This window comes from Kitasatospora sp. NPDC029367 (genome assembly GCF_055569135.1).
Genome location: NZ_JBVHYH010000043.1, coordinates 36,025 through 58,879 on the forward strand (window position 1 = coordinate 36,025; position 22,855 = coordinate 58,879).

The window sequence follows — 22,855 nt, forward strand, 5'->3', positions numbered from 1 at the left end:
ACACCTCCGATGACCGTGACCCAGCTTCCGCAGCGCTCCCCGTCCCCGGCACCAGCCGCCACGGCACGATGGCAGCCGTCCAGGGCCGGCATCCTCAACGTCTGGCGCTACTACGACGAGACCTTCACCTTCCACGAGGGCCGGCTGCTCCTGCGGGGGCAGAACGGCACCGGCAAGTCCAAGGCGCTGGAGGTGCTCCTGCCGTTCCTGCTCGACGCCAGCCTGCGCCCCAACCGGCTGTCCACCTTCGGCGGCTCCGAGCGCACGATGCATTGGAACCTGATGGGCGAGGGCGCCTCGGGCAAGACGCGGGTCGGGTACGTGTGGCTGGAGTTCGTCCGCAGCGACGGAGACGACGACCCCGTCCACTTCACCGGCGGCGCCAGGCTCCAGGCCAGCGTGCACACCACCGGCGTCACCGTCGACTACTTCACCACCAGCGCGCGAATTGACCGCCCCGGCGGTCTCTCCCTGGTCAACGACACCGGCCAGCCGCTCACCCGCGCCGCCCTCGCCGACGCCCTGCATGGCCGGGGCGAGCTGCACGGATCACCGGTCGACTACCGCAACACTGTCCGCAGCACGCTCTTCCCCGGCCTGAGCGAGCAGCGCTACGACGCCCTGATAACCGCCCTGCTTCAGCTTCGCACCCCCAAACTCTCCGAGCGCCTGGACCCGTCGCTGCTCTCCTCCCTGCTCTCCCGGGCCCTGCCCCCGCTCGGCCAGGGCGAGATCACCGAACTCGCCGAGGGTTTCGAACGCCTCGACCGCCAGCGCGAACACCTGAAGACCCTGGACGACGAGGTGGCCGCGGCCACCGCCGTGGCGAACCAGCAACGCGGCTACGCCCAGCGTGTCCTGCGTGCCGGGGCGGCGGCGCTCATCTCTGCGACGACCGAGATGGACAACGTCGCCCGCATCGCCAAGGACAGTGAGGAGAAGCACGCCGAGGCCCTGCACCTGCGCGCGGAGCGCAGGGAAGCGCAGGAGGAGCTCGAACACCGGCGGCAGGAGATAGACGGCGCCATCGAGGGACTGCTCGGATCCGAGGTCTACCGGCAGGGGCAGGAACTCGACCAACTTCGCAGCCGGGCCGACCAGGCCACCCGGACCGCCGAGCGGATCCGCGCCACCGCCGGCCGCAAGGTCCACGCGGCCACCGAGGACGCCGGGCGTGCCGACGCCGCGCGGCTGCGCGCCGAGCAGCGTGCCGAACACACCCGAGCCGCCCGGGAGGAGACCCGGGGCGCGGCGCGGCGAGCCGCCATGGAGTCCGTCTTCAGCGAGGTGCAGACCCTGCTCGGCAGCGCACCGACGTCGTCCCGGGACCGGGAGGAACACGGCCGCACGGCACGCCGCCTGCTGCGCGGTGCGGCGGTCTCGCGGCACGGCCGGATCGCCGACGTCCGCGCCGCCGTCGAGCGTCACGAGCGGCGCGTCGCAGACCGGACGACGGCGGAGCAACACCTCGACACGGCGCGTGAACGGCTGACCGACGCGACCGCGCGGCGCGAGCGGAATGCCCAGGGCTACGAGGACGCCGTCGACGCCCACGCCGACCGGCTGCGCCGGTGGGCGACGGCCGACTGCACCGAGCTGTCCATCGACGACGCCGAGGAACTCGCCTCCCGCGCCGCCGTCGAGACCGACGTGCTCGCGCTGGTCGAGGCCGCCGCCCGGTCGGCCGAGAGCTCCATCACCGCCGACGAGACGACGGCCCAGGCCGGCCGGGACGACGCCCGCGCCCGGCGGGAGCGGATCGTCGAGGAACTGGAACGCACGGCAGCTGCGGCCGACCTCCCGCCCATCCCACCGCGCACCCGCACGGCCGACCGTTCGGCCCTGCCCGGGGCGCCACTGTGGCGCCTGCTGGCATTCCGCCCTGATGTGCCGGCCGCGGACCAGGCAGGCATCGAGGCGGCCCTGGAAGCGTCCGGTCTGCTCGACGCCTGGCTGACCCCCGACGGCGGCCTCGCCGTCGCAGGCCACGACACCCTGACCGATCCGGCATCGGCCGTGCCCGCACCGGGCGCCTCGCTGCTCGGGGTCCTCGCTCCCGAACCCGACGGCCCGGTGCCGCTCGGCCTGGTGGAGCGGCTGCTGGCCGGCATCGCCTACGGCCCCACGCTCCCGGCCGGTCACCCAGCCGCCGTCGCGGCGGACGGAAGCTGGCGGCTGGCGACGGCGGTCGGCTCGTGGTCCAAGGAGGAGTCCAGCCACATCGGTACCGCGGCCCGCGAACGCGCCCGGCAGCGGCGGATCGCGGGCCTCACCGCCTCACTGGCCGAGGCCGACGCCACCGTCACCGGTTTCGAGCTGCGCCTGCGCGCCCTCGCCGACCGCCGGACGCGCCTCGGTGCCGACCTCCGCTCCCGGCCGCACCACCGGGACGTGGAGCAGGCCAAACGTGCCTGGGAACGGTCCGAGTCCGAGGTGGGCGCCCGCGAGGACACCGTGCGCGAGGCCGTCGAACGACTCGCGCGGCATGAGGAGGCCGTCGCGGCAGCGCTGCGCGCCCTCGCTGTCGTCTCGGCCGAGCACGCCCTGCCGACCGAACGCGCGGCCCTGGACGCGGCCGCCGCAGCGGTCGACGCCCTGCGCGAACAGGCCGACGCCTGGTTCGACGCGCACCTCGCCTGGACGGCCGCCCAACAGGCCTGGGACACCGCCCTCGGTCATGCCGAGGCCTCCCGTGACGCGGCAGCCGAGAGCAGGGCCGAGGCCGAGGACGCCGAGGCCGCCGCCCGGGCGCTCCGCGCCACGTTCCAGGCCGCCGAGAGCACCGTCGGCGAGGATTACCGCCAAGTGGCTTCCCGGATCGGCGAGTTCAGGAAGGTGCTGGACCGGACCCGCCGCGAGATTGACACCGGAACCCAGGCGCTCCTCGCCCTCGAAGGCAGGATCGGCGCACTCGGCGCCACCACTGCCAATGACGCAGCCCTGTACGACGGCGCCGTGGCGGCCCGCAACGAGGCGGCCCACCGCTTCCGGCGCCTGTGCGTCCTCGGATTCCCCGAGGACGCGGGCCTCGGCCTCGTCCTGACGTCCGCGGACGGGACCCGCGCCACACTCGAAGCGGCGCGCGAGACCGCCGTCGCGTGGCCAGGCCTGTCGCACGGCACCAGGAACCTCGGCGACTCCCTGAACCGTCTGTCCGAAGCCGTGCACCGGGCTCGCCAGAGCCTCGGCAGCCGGGCCGACCTCGAACTCGAAGCCGAGGAGGACATCCACGTCCTCACCGCCACCGTCGACGGCATCCGGGTCGGCGCGGCCGGTCTCCTCACGATCCTCACCGGCGACCGCGACCGCAGCCGGGACGACATCACTGCCGCCGAACGCGGCCTCTTCGACCGGACCCTCACCGGCGACACCCGCCGCCACCTCGCCTCCCGGATCCGCCAGGCCGGTGAGCTCGTCGAGCGGATGAACGGCCACCTCGAACGGGTCAGGACCGCCTCCCGGGTGGCCGTCCGCCTGGTGTGGCAGGTCCACCCCGACCTGCCCGCGGGCACCCGAACGGCCCGGGAGCTGCTGCTCAAGGACCCGGCCCGGATCACCGAAGCCGACCGCGAGGCCCTGCACGCCTTCTTCCGGGACCGCATCGAGGAGGCCAAGGCCCGTAACACGGCGGCGACGTGGGAGGACCAGCTCGCCGAGGTCCTCGACTACACGGCCTGGCACCAGTTCGTCGTCAAGCTGGACCGCGCCAACGGCGCCGGGTGGCAGTTGCTCACCAAGAAGCTCCACGGTGCCCTCTCGGGCGGTGAGAAGGCGATCGCCCTCCACCTGCCGCTGTTCGCCGCCGTGGCGGCGCACTACGAGGCGGTGCCGGAGTCCCCGCGGCTGATCCTGCTCGACGAGGTCTTCGTCGGCGTCGACACCATCAACCGTGGGCAGGTCTTCGGCCTCCTCGCAGCGCTCGACCTCGACCTGGTGCTCACCTCCGACCACGAGTGGTGCACCTACCGGGAGATCTCCGGCATCGCCGTCCACCAGCTGATCACCGGCGGCGACGGTGACGACGCCGTCACCAGCGCCCGCTTCACCTGGACGGGTACCGCGCTGCTGCCGGACGAAGCCGACACGGAGGAACCGGCATGACGGACCGCCACCCCCTGGACCTGCCCGAACTCCGCCCCCTCTGGGCTGCCGTGCACGACCGCCTCTCGACCGGCCGCTCCGTCAGCCGGATACGGTCCGGACCGCTCGACGACGCCGGCCGGGAGGCGCTGGCCGACCTCCTCGGACTCGACCGGCTCCCCGCCGCCGAACCGACCATCCCGCTAACCGTCCTCGACTGTGCCGTACTGGACGCCTGCGGCCGGCCCGTCCGCGACGTGGTGACCGCCGTCCTCGGCCCGATCCAGGACCGCGCCGCCCAGCGCGAGCAGAAGGCCGGCCAGCGCGAAGCCCTGTGGGAGTGGCTGGCCGGCCACGAGGTCGTCACCGCCCAACCCGCTCTCCTGGAATGGGTCGGCCACCTGCGCGCCAACGGCCTCGTCGACCGCTCACCGGACCGGACCCGGGGCCTGCTGACCGCCGCGCTCACCGTCCTCGCCGCACTTCCGGCCGACGGCGAACCACTGCCGGTCCTCGCCGCCCGCCTCCTCAACGGCGACTCCCACGCCCTCGACGACGGAACCCGGCTGTCCGGCGTGGTTCTGCGCGCCCTGGCGCTGCTCTACGGCACCGCCATGCCCGACGCCGCCGAAGGGCGACGCGCACTCTGGAGCCGAGCCGGCGTGGCCGACGACGACCTGTCAACCAGCGTGCTCGCCGTCGGCCTGCGCCCCGAAGGCGAAGGCCCGGTCGCCGCGATCTCCCGCACTTGCGCCGACGCCGGCCACCCCGTCAGCCTCACCCTCGCCCAACTCCGCACACCCGGCCGCTTCACCGCTCCCGCAGGGCCGGTGCACATCACCGAGAACCCCAGCATGCTCGCGCTGGCCCTACGGCGCTTCGGCCCCCGCTGTCCGCCCCTGGTCTGCACCGCCGGCTGGCCCAACACAGCCGTGATCCACCTGCTGCGCCGACTCGCAGACGACGGTGCCGCTCTGCACTACCACGGCGATTTCGACGGCGAGGGCATCCGCATCGCGGCCCACGTCCTCGCCAAGACCGGAGCGACCCCCTGGCGGATGTCGGCCGACGACTACCGGGCCGCCACGCACCGGGTGCCCTCGGGCCCCGACCTGGGGCGCCTCACGCCTGCACCGTGGGACTCGGCACTCGTCGACTCCATGGCCGAATTGCGCATCGCCGTGGTCGAGGAGGTGGTCGCCGACCTCCTCCTGGACGACCTGACGGACCACCGTCACGGATAACGAACTGGCCGTTCGCCGACCAGGGGGTGGTGTGAGCGACGGTGCCGGTGAGCGTTCCGTTGACATAGCGCGAGAGCGGGCCGCGCCGTACACGCCGGCCTGTGTGGGGGTGGGGGAGGAAGCCCGGCCAGGGCCGGGCATCCCTGGCCGGGCTGGGGCGCGCCGTTGGCCCGGGGGCGGGCCGCCGGGGTTGTTCACGGCGCGGGTGGGTGGACCGTCAGCTCGACTTGGTGACGGTGACGGTGATGGTGTCGGTCGTCGGCGTGCCGTGGAGGACGTCGATCCGGACCCCGGTTGCGGGGTCGGTGAAGCTCTGGCCGGGCCGGTGGGCGGCCATGTCGAGCGGGGTGCAGCCGGTCGGTGGTACGGCGGTGGGGTTGCCGTTGACGACCTGGACCGGGCCCTGGCCGGTCTGGGTGGCGGTGTCGATCCGGTAGACCAGGACGCCGGTGGAGCACGCGGACTCGTCGCCGCCGATCGCGCGGCGGGACTCGGCGACGTACGCGGTGGTCTCGCCGGTGCGGATCACCGCGATCTTGGTGCCGCCGGGGCGTTCGATCGCGTGCAGGCGGACTGTGCGGCGGCCGGCGGCGGGGAGGCAGGCGACCTGGCGGTCGTCGATCCAGCCGAACTTCCAGCGCTCCCAGCCCAGATGCTGCGGCGACGGGCCGGAGATGAGGCCCATCAGGTCCCAGCCGCCGACGTAGCGGTGGGTGTCGGCGCCTTGAAAGGCGTACAGGTCGGGCAGGCCGAAGGTGTGCGAGGTCTCGTGGTCGGCGACCTTCGGGCCCCAGCGGTACATGTCCTGGCCGAAGGTGACCGCCCACTTGATCCGCGTGCCGCCTGCCACGATGCCGGTGGCGGCGGGGTCGTAGAGGTAGGTGGGCGAGAAGGAGATGGCGGAGGCGGACTTCGTGGGGACGATGTACAGCAGGTCGTACCGGGAGAAGTTCACGTCCGGCCCGGCGGCCTCGACGGCCTGGCGGACGTACGCCTCGTGCTGCTCGAACGAGAGGCCGCGCTGGAAGCCGTAGCTGGTGGAAGCCTGGGGCATGTGGACCCAGCGGTCGAGCGGGGTGATGTCGAGGCGGGTCCGGCCGTAGGAGTCCTGCCTCATCCAGTCCGCGGCCGGGGCGAGTCGGTTGTAGTAGTCGTCGCGGTCGCCGACCGCGGGCGCGTCGGGGAAGTCGACGAACAGCATCAGCACGTGCTTGGTGCCCAGTGGTCGGAGGAACTGCGTACGGTCGGTGTCGTGGCCCTCGTCCGTCCATCCGGTGCGGCCGGGCAGGGCGCACGCCGCGGCGGCGGGGGAAGGGGACGCGGCGGCCGGGGTGGCGGCGATCAGCGGCAGGGCCAGCGCGAGGGCGCCGGCGAGCAGGCGAGAACTCAACTCTTTCCTTCGGGTGGGTGGTTACGCCCGGCCGGAGGCCAGGGCCATGAGGCGGGCGAGGACGCGTCCGTTCGAGGCGGTCACGCCGTCGTGCTCCCACTCGTTGGTGACCCAGGCCCGCAGTCCGCCGATCGAGCGCGCGGTGCGCAGGGAGAGGTCGGCGTCCACGTACATGTCGTCGTGGTAGACGGCGGCGGCCACCGGTACCCGGTTGGCGGCGAGTCGGGCCGGGTCGTACCGCGTGGCCCAGTCGGTCCGTGCGGCGAGCAGGTCGGCGGCGTCGGCGAACGGGCGCAGGCCGCTGATCTCCCGGAACATCCAGGGGTAGATCATCTCGCCGGTGAGCAGCAGCGGGTCGGCGTCCTCGGCGAAGGCGGGGTGGGCGGCCAGGGCGCGCTCGGCGGCCCAGCCCGTGCAGGCGCCCGGGCGGCCGTAGATGGACTCCTGGAGGACGGCGAAGAGCGGGTTGTCGGTGAAGGCGGTCAGCTGCATGACCTGCTGGAGGAAGGCGGTGGTGGGCTCGCCGGCGGGGTCGAGGGACTCGTCGAGCAGCCAGTGCAGGCGGGCGGAGCCGTCGCCCATGCCGAGCATCAGACCGAGGGTGCGAAGCCGCCGTACGGTGAGCCGGTCGCCGTCGGGAAGGCGGACCGCGCGGCGGTGGAGGTGGTCGGCGAGCCGTCGGAGCGTGAGCCGGTCACCGGGGTGGCGGAGGTAGTGGGCGAGCACCTTGTCGCGCACTCGGGGGTAGGTGGCGGCGTACACGTCGTCGGCGGTGGCGTCGAGTCCGGGCAGGCCACCGGTGATGTAGCAGGCACGCAGGCCCTCGGGCGCGAAGGACAGGTAGCTGAGGGTGACGAATCCGCCGTAGCTCTGTCCGAGCGTCTCCCAGGGCTCATCGCCGCAGAGGCGACGACGGATCAGCTCGGCGTCGGCGACGATCGAGTCGGCCCCGTGCAGCGCGAGGTGATCGGCCAGCTGCCGGGGTGAGCCGAACCCGGCCGCGGAGCGGGCGGTGACGGGGGTGGAACGGCCGGTGCCGCGCTGGTCGAGCAGCAGGACCCGGTGGGTCCTGAGGGCGTGGTCGAGCCAGCCGCCGGCGTTCAGCGGGCGGGGTGACTTGCCGCCCGGGCCGCCCTGGAGGTAGAGCAGCCACGGCAGTTGTTCGTCGCCGCGGGCCGGGTCGGCGACCTCCCGGGCGAAGATGTCGATGGTCGCGCCGCCGGCTTCGGTGTGGTCGAGCGGGACGGTGAAGACGTGGTCGGTCACCGCGAGTCCGGGGAGGCGGTGGGTGGTCAGGATCACTGTGGCAACTCCGGGTGATGGCAGGCGACTTGGTGGCCGGGCGCGATCACCCGCAGGGTGGGGCGCTCGTCGGCGCATCGGTCGGCCGCCCTGGGGCAGCGGGTGCGGAAGCGGCAGCCGCTGGGCGGGTCGAGGGGGCTTGGCGGGTCCCCGTGGAGCACGATCCGCTCGCGGGCGCGCTCGGCGTCGGGGTCGGGCAGGGGTACGGCGGAGAGCAGGGCGCGGGTGTACGGGTGGGCGGGGGCGCCGAAGAGGGTGTCGCGGTCGGCGGTCTCGACGACGGCACCGAGGTACATTACGGCGATCCGGGTGCTGATCTGCCGGACGGCGCCGAGGTCGTGGGCGATGAACAGGTAGGCGAGGCCGTGTTCGTCCTGGAGGTCCTTGAGCAGGTTGAGGATCTGGGCCTGCACCGAGACGTCGAGGGCGGAGACCGGCTCGTCGCACACCACCAGCTTCGGCCGCAGGGCCAACGCCCGGGCGATGCCGATGCGTTGGGCCTGGCCGCCGGAGAACTCGTGCGGGTGGCGGTCGGCGTGCTCGGGTCCGAGGCCGACCCGCTCCAGGAGCCGCTCCACCGGCTCGTCGGGCTCCAACCCCTGGTAGGCGAAGGGCGAGGTGAGGATCCGGCGCACGGTCTGGCGGGGGTTGAGTGAGGAGAAGGGATCCTGGAAGACCATCTGGAGCTCGCGGCGGACGGGGCGCAGGCCGTGTTCGTCCAGTTCGGCGAGGTCCTGGCCGGCGAACCGGATGCTGCCGGAGCTCGGTGGTTCCAGCCTGGTGAGCAGGCGGGCCAGGGTGGACTTGCCGCAGCCGGATTCGCCGACCAGGCCGAGGGTCTCGCCCGCCGCCACGTGCAACGAGACGCCGTCGACGGCGGTGACGTGGCCGGCGAGGCGCCGGGTGAGGCCGTGGCGGACCGGGAATCGCTTGACCAGGTCCCTGGTCTCCAACAACGCGGTCATGTCTGCTCCGCAAGGGTCGGCAGCCGGCGCGGCAGCGGCCCGTCGATGCGGGGGACGCAGGCGAGCAGGCCGCGGGTGTACGGCTGCCGCGGGCGGTGGAAGACGTCGTGGACGGCGCCGCGCTCGACCGCGCGGCCGTCGCGCATCACGACGACCTGGTCGGCGAGCCCCGCCACCACGCCCATGTCGTGGGTGATCAGCATGATCGCGGTACCGGTCTCCCGCCGCAGCTCGCGCAGCAGGTCGAGGATCTGGGCCTGGACGGTGACGTCGAGTGCGGTGGTCGGCTCGTCCGCGATGAGCAGGTCCGGCTCCAGGCACAGCGCCATGGCGATCATCACGCGCTGCCGCATCCCGCCGGAGAACTCGTGCGGGTAGGAGCGGGCGCGTCGTTCGGCCTCGGGGATGCCGACCCGTTCCAGCATCCGGACGGCGACCCGGTGGGCCGCCTTCCGGCCGGCCCGGTGGTGAGCGCGGTAGGCCTCGGCGATCTGGAAGGCCACCGGGTAGTACGGGTTGAGGCAGGAGAGCGGGTCCTGGAAGACCATGGCGATCCGGTTGCCGCGCAGGCGGCGCAGGGCGCGCTGGTCGAGGCAGGTCAACTCGCGTCCGTCGAAGCGGACTTCGCCGCCGACGCGGGCATCGCGGGGCAGCAGCCCGAGGACGGCGAGGCTGGTGACGGACTTGCCGCTGCCGGACTCCCCGACCACGCCCAGGACCTGTCCGGCCGCGAGGTCGAGGTCGAGCCCGGCCACCGCCCGGACGCCTGACGCGAAGTCGACCGTGAGGTCCCGTACGGTCAGCAAGGTCATCCGACGGCCCTCACCCTCGGGTCCAGTGCGGCGTAACCGAGGTCCACCGCCAGGTTGGCGAGCACGACGAAGGAGGCGGCGAACAGCGTCACGCCGAGGATCACCGGCTGGTCCGCGCTCGCGATCGCGTCGGCGGCCAGCTTGCCGACGCCGGGCAGGCCGAAGACCGACTCGGTGATCAGCGCGCCGCCCAGCAGCGCGCCGAGGTCCATGCCGAAGATGGTCACGATCGGCATCAGTGCGGGTCGCAGCGCGTGTCTGCGGACCACGGTGACCTCGGACAGTCCCTTGGCGCGCGCCGTGCGGACGTAGTTGCGGCCGAGGCTCTCCAGCATCTCGCTGCGGGTGACCCGGGCGTACACCCCGGCGTAGAGCATGGCCAGGGTGATCCAGGGCATGACCATCGACTGCGCCCAGCCGACCGGGTCCTCGGTGAGGCGGACGGCGGTCGGGTAGGGCAGCACGTTCAGCTGGACCACCAGGAGGTACTGGAGCACCAGAGCGGTGAAGTAGATCGGCAGCGAGACCCCGCCGAGGGCGGCCGTCATGGCGGCGCGGTCCCACAGACTGCCGCGCCGCAGTGCCGACACCACGCCCGCCGTCACGCCGACGAACAGCCACAGTGCCGCCGCACCGACGGCGATGGAGATGCTGACGGGCAGCCTGCCGGTGAGCATCTCCCAGACCGGCTGGTTCGTCTGGAAGCTGAAACCCAGGCAGGGGAAGGGGCACTGGACGGCCGTCGCCCCGCTGCCGTAGGTGCGTCCGGAGAGGATGCCGCCGAGGTAGTCCCCGAACTGTCCGAACGGGGAGCGGTCCAGCCCGAGGGTGGCGCGGATCGTGGCGAGCCGTTCGGGACTGCAGGCCTTGCCGCAGGCGCCCTGAGCCGGGTCGGCGGGCATCAGGTAGAAGATGGCGAAGGTGGCGGCGCAGATCACCACCAGGATGGCCGCGGTGACGGCCAGTCTTCGCAGCAGATAGAGGATCATCGAGGCTTGCTCCGGGGGTCGAGCGCGTCGCGCACGGCGTCGCCGAGCACGTTGAAGGCGAGCACCGTGACGAACAGGAGGACGCCGGGGATGAGGAAGTAGGCGGGGTCGGAGGCGTACCAGGGCACGGCGGACGCGATCATCTGCCCCCAGGAGGGCGTGGGCGGTTGCACGCCCACGCCGAGGAAGGACAGCCCGGCCTCGGTGGCGATGCAGGCCGGGATCGACATCGTCGCCACCACCAGCACCGGCCCGGTCAGGTTGGGCAGCACCTCACGCAGCAGCAGTGTCCGTCGGGACGCGCCGAGCACCCGGGCCGCCGCCACGAACTCGCCGCGGGCGAGCACCATCGCCTGCCCGCGGACGATCCGTCCGATGTACGGCCAGCCGAAGAGGCCGAGGACCATGATCAGCAAGAGCCGACGGTCCGCCCCGGGCGCTGCCGAGATCAGGGCGATCATGAAGATCAGGCTGGGGAAGGACATCAGCAGGTCCATCAGCCGGCCGATCAGGGTGTCGGCCCAGCCGCCGAGGAATCCGGCGAGCAGGCCGAGCGCGGTGCCGAGGAGCGTGGAGACGGCGGTGGCCAGTACGGCGATCAGCAGTGAGACGCGCGCGCCGTACACGACCCGGGCGAGCACGTCCCGGCCGTTGACCGGCTCGACGCCCAGCCAGTGCTCGGCGCTGACGCCGCCGGCCGTACCGCGGGGCAGTCCGCCGAGCGCCGGGTCGACGGCTTCGCCGTGGAAGGCGGTCGGGGAACCGCCGGTCAGCCAGGTGATCAGCGGGGCGGCCAGCGCGACCAGGACCAGCAGGGCGACCGCGGCCAGTGCGAGCGCTGTCCCGCGCTGGGACAGGAGCCTGCGCAGGACGGTCACCTGCGCGGTCCCGGCCGTGCGGGAACCCGTGTCCGTGGTCGCGGCGGCGCGGGCGCTCACCTGCGCAGTCCCAGCGAGACGAGGTCGAGTCGGCCGACGAAGGCGGTGTGCCCGTACGCGCCGGCCACGTTCGGCCCGACCAGGACGGCGGCCCGGTCCCAGAGGAACGGGACGACGGGTGCGTCCCGCATGATCCGCTTGGCGAGCTCGCCGTACGCCGCCTGCGCGGTGGTCGGGTCGCCGGCGGCGGCGATCTCGTCGAGCCGGGCGTCGACCTCGGGGGAGTCGTACTGGGAGCGGTTGTTGTTGCCCTCGGCGGTGATCAGCCTGCCGTCGAACAGGATCGGCAGGTAGGTGGAGGCGCCCGGCCAGTCCGGTGTCCAGCCGTCGATCAGCAGGTCGTGCTCGCGGGCGGGGCTGCCGATGGTGCTGTAGAACGCCGAGGAGCTGATCTCGTTGATCCGCACGGCGATGCCGGCCCGGGCGAGTGAGGCCTGCACGGCCTCGCCCTGCGCCTTGCCGCCGGCGGTGGCCGGGGTGTCGAGGGTGAGTTCCAGGCCGGACGCGTGTCCGGCCTCGGCGAGCAGGGCTTTGGCCTTGGCCGGGTCGCCCTTGCCGTCCTGGCTCGGGTACGGGTCCTCGGGGGCCGCCCCGGGCAGGGTGGGCGGCAGCAGGGTGGTGGCGAGGTCGCCCGCGATCGGGCCGCCACGGGTGGTGCGCAGCGCGTCCTTGTCGAGTGCGTACGCGATCGCCTGGCGCACCCGGACGTCGTCCAGCGGCTTGTGCCCGGTGTTGATGCCGAGGAAGCGGGTGTTGATGGAGTCGCCGGTGACCAGGCGTTGCCTCAGCCGGGGGTCGCCCAGCGCCCGCCCGACCGAGGCCGGGCCGATGGGCTCCATCGCCACGGCGTTCGCGTCCTCGCCCTGGCCGGAGATCAGCCGCTGGTCGACCACGGCCGGGTCGAGGTTGAGGTCGATCACGACCTTGTCGGGCAGGCCCTTGCGGACGGTGTCGGTGGCCGGGTCCCACGAGGGGTTGCGCACCAGGGTGAGCTGCTTCTTGGGCTCGAACACGTCGATCCGGTAGGGGCCGGACGAGAACGGGCGGTTGTCGTAGCCCACGCCGGTGTCCTTGTCCTGCGGCACGGGCGCGAACATCGGCAGCGACACGGCCGAGCCGAAGTCGGCGACCGGCCGGTTGAGGTGGAAGACGACGGTCCGCTCGTCCGGGGTCTCGATCGAGGCGAGGCCGGCCTTGTCCTGGTACGGGCCCTTGTACGTGTCGCCGCCCGTCAGCCAGAGCCGGGCGTACGGCGGGCCCTCGGGTAGTTCGGCGGCGAAGGTGCGCTCGACGCCGTACTTGACGTCCTTGCTGGTGACGGTCCGGCCGTCCTCGAAGCGCGCGCCGTCCCGGAGGGTGAAGGTCCAGGTCCGGGCGCCGTCGGTGGGACGGCCGGTGTCGGTGGCGAGGTCCGGCACGATCTTTCCGCCGGCCTGGCCGGGCGCCGGGGCGAAGGTGGTGAGCGTCCGGTAGATCAGTCGGCCTACGTCCTGGGTGGAGGTGACGTACGCGCGGGCCGGGTCCAGGTGTTCCAGATCGATGGTGGACAGGACGTGCAGGGTGCCGCCCTTCACGGGGACGGCGTTCCCGGGAGCCCCGGTCGATCCGGCCCCGGTCGATCCGGTGCAGGCCGCCGCGGACAGCAGCCCGAGGGCCGCCGCCAGGGCGCATGCGGCTCTTCGTGGCCTCATTCGTCCCCCTCTGGTGTGATATGACATTTCACATGTGGGACAAGATTGGGCCTCCGCGGTCCCTTCCGGGAGCTCCCAGCTGTTCATAACATCCGGTTATGGAGCTCGAGATACGGCATCTCCGGATGATCTGCACGATCGCCGAAACCGGCAGCCTCACCCGCGCCGCCGCCTCACTACGGCTCAGCCAGCCCGGGCTCAGCGCCCAACTGCGCCGGATCGAGGCGATGTTGGGCGGGCCGTTGTTCGACCGTGGGCGCACCGGCGCCGTGCCGACCGCCTTCGGCGAGGCCGTGCTCACCCGCGCCCGCGCCGTCCTGCCCACCGTCGACGAACTGCTGAGCGCCTCCGCCCTGGCCGCCCGTTCCAGCAGCCCGGTCCCGCGCCTGCGGCTCGGCTCGGTCAACGCCCCGCTGATCGGCGGGCTGATCGACGCCCTGCGCGCCCACCTCCCCGAGGCCCGGATCGTCTCCCGCGCCCAGGGCTCGTCCGTCCCCCTGATCGAGGACGTCTCGGCCGGTCGCCTCGAAGCCGTCGTGGTCGGCGACTGCCCCGGCTACGAGCTGGCCGCGCGGCCCGGCGTCGTCCTGCGGCCGGTGGTCACCGAGCCCGTCTTCGTCGCCCTGCCGGCGGGCCACCGCCTCGCCGCCCGGCCGGAGGTCGGACTGGATGAACTCGCCGACGAGGACTGGGTGTCGCCCCGGCCGGACGACGACCGGGTCCGCGAGTACTGGTCCACCACCTTCCACGCGACCGGCCACCGGATGCGCACCGTGCACGAGGCGGAGGGGCGGCTGCTGATGGAGTTGGTCCGCAGCGGCAGCGCGGTGAGCCTGTGCCAGGCCACCTACGAGGAACTGCCCGGCATCGCCGTGCGGCCCATCACGGGCGACCCGCTCTGGTACCGGCACCTGATCGCCTGGCACCAGGCCGGTCCGCTGGCCGCCCTGGAGACGGCACTGGTCGAGCACGTCCGCGCGGCCCACCGGGTCGCGGCCGAGCGCAGCCCGGTGTACCAGCGGTGGCTGCGCGCGGCGGCCCGGCAACCCGAGGCGGCCGCCCGATGAGCGGCCGTCCGCCGCCACGGCTCGCCCAAGACCAACGCGGTCAGCGCCGGCCCGTCATCGCGAGCGCTCCGCTCATGGCCGTCAGCACCCACCGGCGCCTCGCCGCCCGCGCACTGCCCATGGGCCCATCCTGGGCGGGGTGCCCGTTCCGGGCCTCCCGGTGCTGGCACATCCGGTCCTCTGCCCGCCGGGTGCCGAGTGGCCGACGACCTGCGTGCCCTCGACGATGGTGCCCATGCCCCAGGTTTACGACGCCCCGGCGGCCGGTGCACCGAGCGGCAGCGGTCGTCGGCGGCACCTGACGCTCGCGGTACTGCTCTCGGCGTCCTTCATGGGGATCCTGGACGTCCTGATCGTGAACGTCGCCGCCCCGTCCATCCAGCGGGATCTGGGCGCCGACTTCGCCGACATCCAACTGGTGATCAGCGGATACGGCCTCGCCTACGCCGCCACCCTGGCCACCGGCGGGCGGCTGGGCGACTCGTACGGCCAGAAGCCGCTCCTCCTCGCCGGCCTGCTCGCGTTCACCGCACTGTCCGCCGGCTGCGCGGCGGCGCCGAGCGTCGGTGTGCTGATCGGGCTGCGGATCGGCCAGGGGCTCGCGGCCTCGCTGATGCTGCCGCAGGTGCTGTCCCTGATCCAGGTGATCGTGCCGGTCGGCGAGCGGGGACGGGCGCTGGCGCTGTACGCGGCCACGCTGGGGCTGGGGGCGGTGGCCGGGCAGCTGGTTGGCGGTGCGCTCATCCGGGCGGACCTGTTCGCGCTCGGCTGGCGGTCCGTATTCCTGGTCAACGTGCCGGTCGGCCTGCTCGCCGCGGCCTGTGTCCCGGCCCTCGTCCCGGCCACCCGGCCGGTTCGCCGGCGGTTCGACCTGCCCGGGCTGCTCCTCACCGGCGCCGCGATGGCGCTGCTCGTCTACCCGCTCATCCAGGGCTCCGACGACGGCTGGCCGGTGTGGGTGTGGCCGGCCTTCGCCGGCTCGGCCCTGTCGCTGGCCGCCCTGTGGCAGGTCGAACGGCGCCGGGAGTCGGCCGGTCGGGTGACACTGATGCCGCCCGCGCTGTTCCGCGACCCGGGCTTCCGGACCGGTCTGGGCGCGGCGCTGGCGTTCTACGCGGGGAACTACGGGCTGTTCCTGCTGCTCGCCTACGTCTTTCAGGAGGGCCTGCGGCTGTCCCCGTTCGCCTCCGGGGTCGCCTTCCTGCCGCTCGGGGTCGGGTTCGCCGTCGCCTCGTTGTCCGGGCGCCGAATGGTGCGCCGGTACGGGCCGGTGGTGCTGCCCGTCGGTGCCGGGGTGATGGCGGCCGGGTACCTGCTGCTGGTGCTGACGCTGCTGCCCGGTCCGACCCGGTCCGCCCCGTCGAGGCGCTGGCGATGGCGCCGTCCCTGCTGGTCGGCGGCGTCGGCCAGGGGCTCGTCTCGGCTCCGCTGCTCGGCGCGGTCCTGGCCACCGTCCGCCCCGGACAGGCCGGTGCCGGCTCCGGGATCGTGCTGACGGTGAACCAGCTGGCGAGCTCGCTCGGGGTCGCCGTGGTCGGAGCGGTGTTCGTCTTCCTGCTGGGCGCGGACCCGCAGGACTCCTCGGCCGGGCGCACGCCGGGCGACTTCACTTCCGCGCTCTCCGGTTGCTCCTGGCTGCTGCTCGGGCTGGCCCTCGCCACCGGCGTCCTGCTGACGCTTCTCGTTCGGCCGACCCGGGTGCCCGGCGGCGGGCACCCGGGCGGAGGCGGGAGCGCACGAGAGGACGAACGCGGAGGACGAAACGGTTGAAGCCCCTGGCACGCCAGAGGTGTCGGTCCGGTCTCACTGCCAGAGCTGGTCGAAGGTGTGGATGGCCTGCTGGGCCGCCGGGGCGAGGGTGTTGGTGGTGGGGGGCGACCCGGCCGGCTGGAGGAGGTGGGTGACGTCGGGGAGGGTGACCAGGCCGGGCCCGCCGGTGCCGGCCGCCTTGAGGGCGCTGACCAGCGGGCCGGTGGTCGAGCACGGAATCTGGGAGTCGGCGGTGCCGCAGGTCACCATCACCTTGATGCTGGAGGGCAGCTTGGCCGCCAGGTCCGGCGGGTACACGGCGTCGTCGGTGCGAGCGAAGGCGAGGTTGGCGTTGAGGCTCTGGAACACCGTCGCGATCGGCCCGGGCATGCCCGTGGTGTCGGCGGGGTTGCCGGCCCGGATGCTCGACACCCCGTTGGTCACGGCGGTCTTGACGGCGGTGGCCTCGGCGGAGCCGAGCTGACCGGCCGAGACGGCGGCGTCCACCTGCTGATCCACCTGGAGAGTGACGAGGTCGAGCAGTCGCTCGTCCTGGGGCTCCAGCAGTGCCAGCCCGGCCACGGCCGGTTTCGCGGCCTGCTGGACCTCCAGGGCGATCATCGCGCCCTCGCTGTGGCCGGCGATGAGCAGCCGCTGTGGGTCGGCGCCGGGCTGACCGGCGAGGAACTGGTAGGCGGCGGTGGCCTGTTGGACGAAGGAGTTCAGGTCGAGGCCGCCCGGGTTGCCCGCGTAGGTGCCGAGGCCGGTCTGGCCGGTGCCGTACTTGTCGTATCGCAGGGTCATGATGCCGTCGTCGCCCATCTGCTGGGCGATGTCGTCGAGGGTGTCGGGCATCAACTGCGGGGGCTGGTTGCCGTTGCGGTCCGTGGGCCCACTGCCGGGCAGCAACAGCGCGGCCGGCATCTTCGCACCGGTCGCGTTCGGCGGGATGTGCAGGGTGCCGTAGGTGGTGGTGCCGTTGACGACGAAGGACACCTGTTGGTCGCCCGGGGCCGTGGGCGACCCGGGTGCGGACGGGGAGGCCGAGGCGGCCGCCGGGGTCGCCTCGACCTGGGCGGCGGCGCTGACGGCGGCGCTGGCGGCGGCCCGGCCGCCGGCCGGTGTGGGCTCGGGCTTGGTGCCGGAGCCGCAGGCAGTGGTCAGGCCCAGCGCGGTGAGCAGAGCGATCGCCGAGGCCAGTCGGACGGTCGGACGGTTCGAGGGCGCGGACGGAGACACCGGTTCACTCCTGTACATGGGTTCACTCCTGGGATTGAGATCCAGCGGTTGACAGCCGGACAGCCGCGTCCTCAGAGGCCCGCAGCCGCCCGGACCTGCGCGACCACGGCCTCCGGGTCCGCGACGGCCACCAGGAGCACGTCGAAGTCGCCCCCGTCCTCCGCCAGTTCGATGCGTACGGCCCGTCGGCCCCGACTCGCCAGGACGAACTGCCGTCCCTCGGTCGAACTTCGCCAGGTCCCGGCCTTGACGACGCCCGGAACGCTGGTTCCCGGCGCGCGCAGGCCGTGTGCCGCCGTCAGCGGCTGATCCTCCACCGACACCGAGCGGATGGCGGCCAGCGGCACGGCGATGTCGCTGTGCATCGCCTCGATCCGCTCCCACGCCGTCAGGCGCACCACCAGTCGGCCCGCCTCGGTCACGATCTCCGCCATGCTCGTACCTCCGCCGCATTGTCAGGGGATCCAGGGATTACCACCCCGGTGGCCCCGGGTGCGCCACCGACACCACGCGACCACCCCGGTCCACCGCTGAACGGGTGGATGGCGAAACCGCCGGTGTGCCGGCGCCTACGGCCTCGGCTTCGGCTTCGGATCCGCGCGTACTCATCTGCCGGAGGCGCCGCCCGCTCCGCCGAGTTCGTCGGGGCCCAGGTGCTCGCCCGGTGTCGCCAGATCCTCGACCGCGTGCGCGCCGACCACCGCGCCGGTGGACCTCTTGCCGTGTCGGAGCCTGCCCTCCAGCCAGGCGGCGAAGGTCGTGAGGGTGAGGTTCACGACGACGAAGACCACCGCGACGACGGTGAAGGCGGCGATGGTGTTCGCGCCGTAGTTCGCGCTCAGCGGGCGGACCGACGCCAGCAGCTCGGAGAAGCCGAGCAGTGCGCCGCCCAGCGCGGTGTCCTTCACGATGACGACCAGCTGACTGACGATCGCCGGCAGCATCGCCGTGACCGCCTGCGGCAGCAGCACGTGGCGCATGACCTGGTTCTTGCGCATGCCGAGCGCCATGGCCGCGTCGCTCTGGCCCTGGGGGAGGGCCAGGATTCCGGCCCGGACGATCTCCGCGAGCACCGAGGCGTTGTAGAGGACGAGACCGGTGACCACGGCGTACAGCGGTCGGCTGTCCGAGCCGACGTTGGTGTACTGGGCGTACGCCGCGTTCGCGAAGAGCATCAGGATCAGCACCGGGATGGCGCGGAAGAACTCCACGACGGTCCCGGCCGCACCCCGCACCCACCGGTGGTCGGAGAGCCGGGCGATACCGAACAGAGCTCCGAGCGGCAGCGCGATGACCATGGCGAGCGATGCGGCGATGACGGTGTTCTGGAGCCCCGGCAGAAGGTAGGTACCCCAGGCGCGGGAGTCCGTGAAGAAGGGCCTCCACTTGACCCACTCGAGCTGGTTCTTGTCAGCGAGGCTCTGGACCACCCACCAGGCCAGCGCGGCCAGGGCGACCAGGAACAGCACCGTCGACACCGCGTTGCGCCGTCTGGCGCGCGGCCCCGGCGCGTCGTACAGGACGGACGACGGACTCATCGCCGGACCGACACCTTCTTGCTCACCCAGCCGAGGATCAGCCCGGTCGGGAGGGTGAGGCAGATGAACCCGAACGCGAAGATGGCGGAGATGAGAAGGAGTTGGGCCTCGTTCTCGATCATCTCCCGCATCAGCGCCGCGGCCTCGGCGACGCCGATGGCGGCGGCCACCGTCGTGTTCTTGGTCAGGGCGATCAGGACGTTCGCCAGGGGGCCCACCACGGAACGGAAGGCCTGCGGAAGGACGATGAGCGTCAGCACCTGGGGGAAGGTCAGGCCGAGGGCGCGCGCCGCCTCGGTCTGACCGATCGGCACCGTGTTGATGCCCGAGCGCAGGGCCTCGCAGACGAACGCCGAGGTGTAGGTGATCAGGCCGAGCACGGCGAGCCGGAAGTCGATCGTCTTGAAGCTGCCGGCGCCGAGCGTGACGCCGAGCGTCTGGAACAGGCCGAGTGAGGTGAAGACGATGATCACGGTGAGGGGGATGTTCCGGACCGTGTTGACGTAGGCAGTGCCGAAGCCACGCATCAGCGGGACCGGGCTCACCCGCATGGCCGCGAGCACGGTTCCCCAGACCAGGGCCCCGATGGCGGAGTAGAAGGTGAGCTGCACCGTCACCCAGAAGGCCCCCAACAGGTCATAGCGGTTGAGAAAGTCGAACACGTTCTGTGACTCCCGGCCTGCTGGGTGCGGGAAGGGCGAGGCGCGCCGCTTCGAGGGCGGCGCGCCGAGGGTGGCGGCCTCAGCTGACGATGACGCCGATCTTCGGCGCGGGCTCGTTGTGGTAGTCGGCCGGACCGAAGTTCTTCTTGACGAACGCGTCCCAGGAGCCGTCCTGGACCATCTTCTCCAGGGCGGTGTTGATCTTCGCCTTGAGATCGCTGCCCTTCTTGACGCCGATGCCGTAGTTCTCGTTGCTCATCTTGAAGCCGCCGAGCTTGAACTTGCCCTTGAAGTCGGCCTGCGCGGCGTAGCCGGCGAGGATCGAGTCATCGGTGGTGAGGGCGTCGATGACCTTGTTCTCCAGACCGGTCAGGCACTCCGAGTAGCCGCCGTACTCCTGCAGCTGGGCGTTCGGCGCGATCCTCGTCTTGACGTTCTGCGCCGAGGTGGAGCCGGTGACCGAGCAGAGCTTCTTGCTGTTCAGGTCCTCCGGCTTCCTGATGGAGTCGTCGTCCGCCCGGATCAGTACGTCCTGGTGCGCCAGCAGGTAGGGGCCGGCGAAGTCGACCTTCTCCGAGCGCGCCGGGGTGATCGAGTACGACGCCGCGATGAAGTCGACGTCGCCGCGCTGGAGCAGCGCCTCGCGGTCGGCGCTCTTGGCTTCCTTCCACACGATGTCGCCGGGTTGGTGGCCGAGCTGCTTGGCGACATAGGTGGCCACGTCGACGTCGAAGCCCGTGTACTTGCCGTCCGGGGTCTTCAGGCCGATGCCCGGCTGGTCGAACTTGATACCGACGGTGATCTTCTTACCGCTCGTGCCGCCGCCGGAGCTGCAGCCGGCGGCCGTCAGGGACAGCACGAGCGCTGCGGAGGCCCCGACGGTCACCTTGCGAAGCTTCATGGTGCTCATCCCTCGTGGTCGGGCGGGTACCCCTCCACGATCCGTCCATCTGCGACGAACACCGCGCGATCCGCAGCCGAACGGGCGAATCCCGTCCGCTGCGGAGGCGATCGCCCACCAGCGAACAAGCCCCTCTCGGGCAGCGCCTTGACAAGCGCCCGCCAAGATTTTATCCAGGTCAATGAGGAGGGATTTGCCCCGCGGATCGGGTCCGCACTCCCAGGTGGGGCGCGGACTCACCGGCACACGGGAGGAGGGCGGTTGCGATGACCAGCGGGCGACCCCAGCGGGATCACTACGGGGTGCTTGATCACTACGCGGTCCTCGGCGTCGAGCCCTCGGCGTCCGCGCGGCAGGTCACCTCGGCCTACCGCGGCCTGGTACGCCTGCTGCACCCCGATGCCGGCGCCGACCGGCCCGGATCGGCCGAGCGGCTGCGCGAGGTGGTCGCCGCCTACCAGGTCCTGCATGATCCCGAGCGGCGCGCCGCCTATGACGCCGAGCACGGCGGCAACCGTGCAGGTCGTGCGGCCGGGAGCAGGCGGGTGGAAGTGCGCGTCGTCCCGGCGGCCGGCAGCGCAACAGCAGCCGCCGCCCCGTTCCCGCGAGGCGGGAGCCGACCGGGTCGGCCGTCCGGCCCGGCGGTCCGGGTCGGGCCGGTGCGGTTCGCACCGTCCGAATCCCCGCTCGCCCGGAGCGACCCCGGAGACCCGACCCCCCGAGACCTTCTGGCCTGGATGCTGCGCCGGCTGTGGGAGGTGGAACCGTGACCGCGAAGGAAGGTCGGCCTCCCTTCAAGCAGTGACGCACCCTGCGACCGGGAGCACGGCCGGTGGCGCGATGCCGCTGCTCTGCACTGCCCCCGAACCGCCCGGGTCCGGCACGTAAGCCTCCTGTGCCGCCAGCTCTGACCGGTTCGTCGCCGTGCGCAGCTCGGCCACCGTCAGCCGCGCCGTCACCTCACGCCTCCTCCGCGCGGGCGCCGCGAGCCCCTGCGGGGTCGCCACCGCCGTCAGGCCGTTGGTCCGGGGGGCCGAGCTGCTCCGGCTGCGCGTGGGCCCGTGCGCCGAGCACGGGTGCGCCGTGCCGCTCCGGCCGGTGACCCGCGGCGTCGGTGATCCGCTGACGTGGCGTTTCGAGCGCTCCCGGCGGCACCGGGATCAGCCGGCGCGCGGCGACGCGCCCCACCCAGTGGCGTCCGCACTCAGGGCACGGCGGCGCCCCGGCAGGGGTGTACGGCGAGTCCACCGGCAGGCCGTCCCGGGAGAAGTACTCCCAGTCCCGGCCCTCGTCATCGCGGTAGTGCTGGACGTCGTAGTCGATGCTCCACTGGTGCCAGCAGTGGCCGCAGGTGAACTCCACGCGTTCCAGGGCCAATTCCGTGATCACTCTCGACACCTCCTCCGCCGAGGCGATGCACTGCGCAGGCTCCTCCGAGGTACGGGCCGGCCACAGGGCAGCCCCCCACCAGTCCGTATACCTCCAAAGGCGGTATCGGCACAACCGCAGAGCGAGGTTTCCTGGAATCGGCCATGAAGATCTTCTTTCCCCCAGGGCCCACACTTGTCGCTTGTTCGGCGACTTTCTTGGTTGTCATCGTGTGATGACATGTTGCAACGATTAGTGGACGAAGCAGTGGCCGACACCCTGGATACGGACCACATCAACGCCGATTACGACGCGCGACCAGGGGCGCTCGGTCGGGCTTGGTTAGGCTGCCGGGCATGGGTCAGAACGTGAGTGTTGCCGCGAGTGCCGGAGAGCTTGTGATCGTCGATGCGGCAGCGGTGGGTGGGGAGTTCGCGGGGGCGGCGCACCGGATCCTGGCGGAGTTGGTGGCGGGGGGCGCTGCGCTGGGGTGGGTGGAGCCGCCGTCGGGGGAGGAGGTGGCGGCGCTGGTCGAGGAGGTGGTGGCGAGGTCGCGGGCCGGGGACGGGGCGCTGCGGGTGGCGTACCTGGGCGGGCGGCCGGTCGGGTTCGGTTACTGGCTGCGACACCAGCGGCCGACCCACCGTCCGCACGCGGAGCTGGAGAAGCTCGCGGTGTCCGCCGCCGCCCAGGGGCGGGGCATCGGGCGGGCGCTGACCACGGCGCTGATCGCGGATGCGAGGGCCGCGGGCATCGAGGTGCTCACCCTGGACGCCCGCGGCGACAACGCCGACGCGCTGCACCTGTACCACTCGCTCGGCTTCACCGAGTACGGACGGCTGCCGGACTACGTCGCCGTCGGGGAGCGCCGGTACGACAAGGTGTTCGCCATGCTGGATCTGCGCCGGGCCTGAACCCGC

General features: G+C 72.6%; 20 protein-coding genes. 7 read left to right on the plus strand and 13 right to left on the minus strand.

Annotation, left to right across the window (positions count from 1 at the left end):
- Window positions 1-9: 9 nt before the first annotated feature.
- Both ACZ4W5_RS22690 and ACZ4W5_RS22695 read left to right on the plus strand, forming a co-directional pair.
- On the plus strand, window positions 10-4,101 hold the full coding sequence (locus ACZ4W5_RS22690) for a TIGR02680 family protein (protein ID WP_465656496.1): 4,092 nt from the start codon (window positions 10-12) through the stop codon (window positions 4,099-4,101).
- On the plus strand, window positions 4,098-5,324 hold the full coding sequence (locus ACZ4W5_RS22695; RefSeq protein ID WP_465656497.1) for a TIGR02679 family protein: 1,227 nt from the start codon (window positions 4,098-4,100) through the stop codon (window positions 5,322-5,324). Before ACZ4W5_RS22690 ends, ACZ4W5_RS22695 begins: the two co-directional genes overlap by 4 nt.
- Before the next feature lie 217 nt (window positions 5,325-5,541).
- Here ACZ4W5_RS22695 and ACZ4W5_RS22700 read toward each other — a convergent pair whose 3' ends face one another.
- The 7 genes from ACZ4W5_RS22700 to ACZ4W5_RS22730 are packed head-to-tail and all read right to left on the minus strand — an operon-like array spanning window position 5,542 to window position 13,411.
- On the minus strand, window positions 5,542-6,714 hold the full coding sequence (locus ACZ4W5_RS22700; protein ID WP_465656498.1) for a M6 family metalloprotease domain-containing protein: 1,173 nt from the start codon (window positions 6,712-6,714) through the stop codon (window positions 5,542-5,544).
- A 21-nt stretch (window positions 6,715-6,735) separates the two neighbouring features.
- Entirely contained in the window at window positions 6,736-8,013 is a 1,278-nt protein-coding gene (locus tag ACZ4W5_RS22705; protein WP_465656525.1) for an alpha/beta fold hydrolase, read from the minus strand.
- Window positions 8,013-8,981, minus strand: a complete 969-nt coding sequence (locus tag ACZ4W5_RS22710) for an ABC transporter ATP-binding protein (protein ID WP_360240059.1) — start codon at window positions 8,979-8,981, stop codon at window positions 8,013-8,015. Before ACZ4W5_RS22710 ends, ACZ4W5_RS22705 begins: the two co-directional genes overlap by 1 nt.
- A complete protein-coding gene (locus tag ACZ4W5_RS22715; RefSeq protein ID WP_465656500.1) occupies window positions 8,978-9,793 on the minus strand; it encodes an ABC transporter ATP-binding protein in 816 nt (271 codons plus the stop codon). The genes ACZ4W5_RS22710 and ACZ4W5_RS22715 overlap by 4 nt, the downstream gene beginning before the upstream one ends.
- On the minus strand, window positions 9,790-10,782 hold the full coding sequence (locus ACZ4W5_RS22720) for an ABC transporter permease (protein WP_465656502.1): 993 nt from the start codon (window positions 10,780-10,782) through the stop codon (window positions 9,790-9,792). Before ACZ4W5_RS22720 ends, ACZ4W5_RS22715 begins: the two co-directional genes overlap by 4 nt.
- The gene (locus tag ACZ4W5_RS22725) at window positions 10,779-11,720 is read right to left on the minus strand and encodes an ABC transporter permease (RefSeq protein WP_360240065.1); all 942 of its coding nucleotides are present in this window, start codon (window positions 11,718-11,720) and stop codon (window positions 10,779-10,781) included. Before ACZ4W5_RS22725 ends, ACZ4W5_RS22720 begins: the two co-directional genes overlap by 4 nt.
- Window positions 11,717-13,411 (minus strand): ABC transporter substrate-binding protein, encoded by a 1,695-nt coding sequence (locus ACZ4W5_RS22730; RefSeq protein ID WP_465656504.1) that lies wholly within the window; start codon window positions 13,409-13,411, stop codon window positions 11,717-11,719. The genes ACZ4W5_RS22725 and ACZ4W5_RS22730 overlap by 4 nt, the downstream gene beginning before the upstream one ends.
- 98 nt (window positions 13,412-13,509) lie before the next feature.
- Here ACZ4W5_RS22730 and ACZ4W5_RS22735 point away from each other — a divergent pair, with 98 nt between their 5' ends.
- From ACZ4W5_RS22735 to ACZ4W5_RS22745, 3 genes are all read left to right on the plus strand, one after another.
- Window positions 13,510-14,478, plus strand: coding sequence for a LysR family transcriptional regulator (locus ACZ4W5_RS22735; protein ID WP_360240071.1), 969 nt, complete (start codon window positions 13,510-13,512; stop codon window positions 14,476-14,478).
- Window positions 14,479-14,713: 235 nt separating this feature from the next.
- A complete protein-coding gene (locus ACZ4W5_RS22740; protein WP_465656506.1) occupies window positions 14,714-15,973 on the plus strand; it encodes an MFS transporter in 1,260 nt (419 codons plus the stop codon).
- A 2-nt stretch (window positions 15,974-15,975) separates the two neighbouring features.
- Entirely contained in the window at window positions 15,976-16,248 is a 273-nt protein-coding gene (locus tag ACZ4W5_RS22745) for a hypothetical protein (protein ID WP_465656508.1), read from the plus strand.
- Between the two features lie 33 nt (window positions 16,249-16,281).
- Here the strand turns inward: ACZ4W5_RS22745 and ACZ4W5_RS22750 are convergent, their stop codons facing one another.
- The 5 genes from ACZ4W5_RS22750 to ACZ4W5_RS22770 form a co-directional block, all read right to left on the minus strand.
- The gene (locus tag ACZ4W5_RS22750; RefSeq protein WP_465656510.1) at window positions 16,282-17,484 is read right to left on the minus strand and encodes an alpha/beta hydrolase family protein; all 1,203 of its coding nucleotides are present in this window, start codon (window positions 17,482-17,484) and stop codon (window positions 16,282-16,284) included.
- A 53-nt stretch (window positions 17,485-17,537) separates the two neighbouring features.
- A complete protein-coding gene (locus ACZ4W5_RS22755; protein ID WP_465656512.1) occupies window positions 17,538-17,900 on the minus strand; it encodes a hypothetical protein in 363 nt (120 codons plus the stop codon).
- 171 nt (window positions 17,901-18,071) lie between these two features.
- On the minus strand, window positions 18,072-19,004 hold the full coding sequence (locus tag ACZ4W5_RS22760) for an amino acid ABC transporter permease (protein ID WP_465656513.1): 933 nt from the start codon (window positions 19,002-19,004) through the stop codon (window positions 18,072-18,074).
- A complete protein-coding gene (locus tag ACZ4W5_RS22765) occupies window positions 19,001-19,666 on the minus strand; it encodes an amino acid ABC transporter permease (protein ID WP_360240087.1) in 666 nt (221 codons plus the stop codon). Before ACZ4W5_RS22765 ends, ACZ4W5_RS22760 begins: the two co-directional genes overlap by 4 nt.
- 79 nt (window positions 19,667-19,745) lie before the next feature.
- On the minus strand, window positions 19,746-20,567 hold the full coding sequence (locus tag ACZ4W5_RS22770) for a glutamate ABC transporter substrate-binding protein (protein WP_465656514.1): 822 nt from the start codon (window positions 20,565-20,567) through the stop codon (window positions 19,746-19,748).
- A 266-nt stretch (window positions 20,568-20,833) separates the two neighbouring features.
- Here ACZ4W5_RS22770 and ACZ4W5_RS22775 point away from each other — a divergent pair, with 266 nt between their 5' ends.
- Window positions 20,834-21,337 (plus strand): J domain-containing protein, encoded by a 504-nt coding sequence (locus ACZ4W5_RS22775; protein ID WP_465656515.1) that lies wholly within the window; start codon window positions 20,834-20,836, stop codon window positions 21,335-21,337.
- Window positions 21,338-21,527: 190 nt separating this feature from the next.
- Here the strand turns inward: ACZ4W5_RS22775 and ACZ4W5_RS22780 are convergent, their stop codons facing one another.
- Complete coding sequence (locus tag ACZ4W5_RS22780; RefSeq protein ID WP_465656517.1) at window positions 21,528-21,956, minus strand: hypothetical protein; 429 nt, start codon at window positions 21,954-21,956, stop codon at window positions 21,528-21,530.
- A 335-nt stretch (window positions 21,957-22,291) separates the two neighbouring features.
- Here ACZ4W5_RS22780 and ACZ4W5_RS22785 point away from each other — a divergent pair, with 335 nt between their 5' ends.
- Entirely contained in the window at window positions 22,292-22,849 is a 558-nt protein-coding gene (locus ACZ4W5_RS22785) for a GNAT family N-acetyltransferase (RefSeq protein WP_360240099.1), read from the plus strand.
- Window positions 22,850-22,855: the final 6 nt, after the last annotated feature.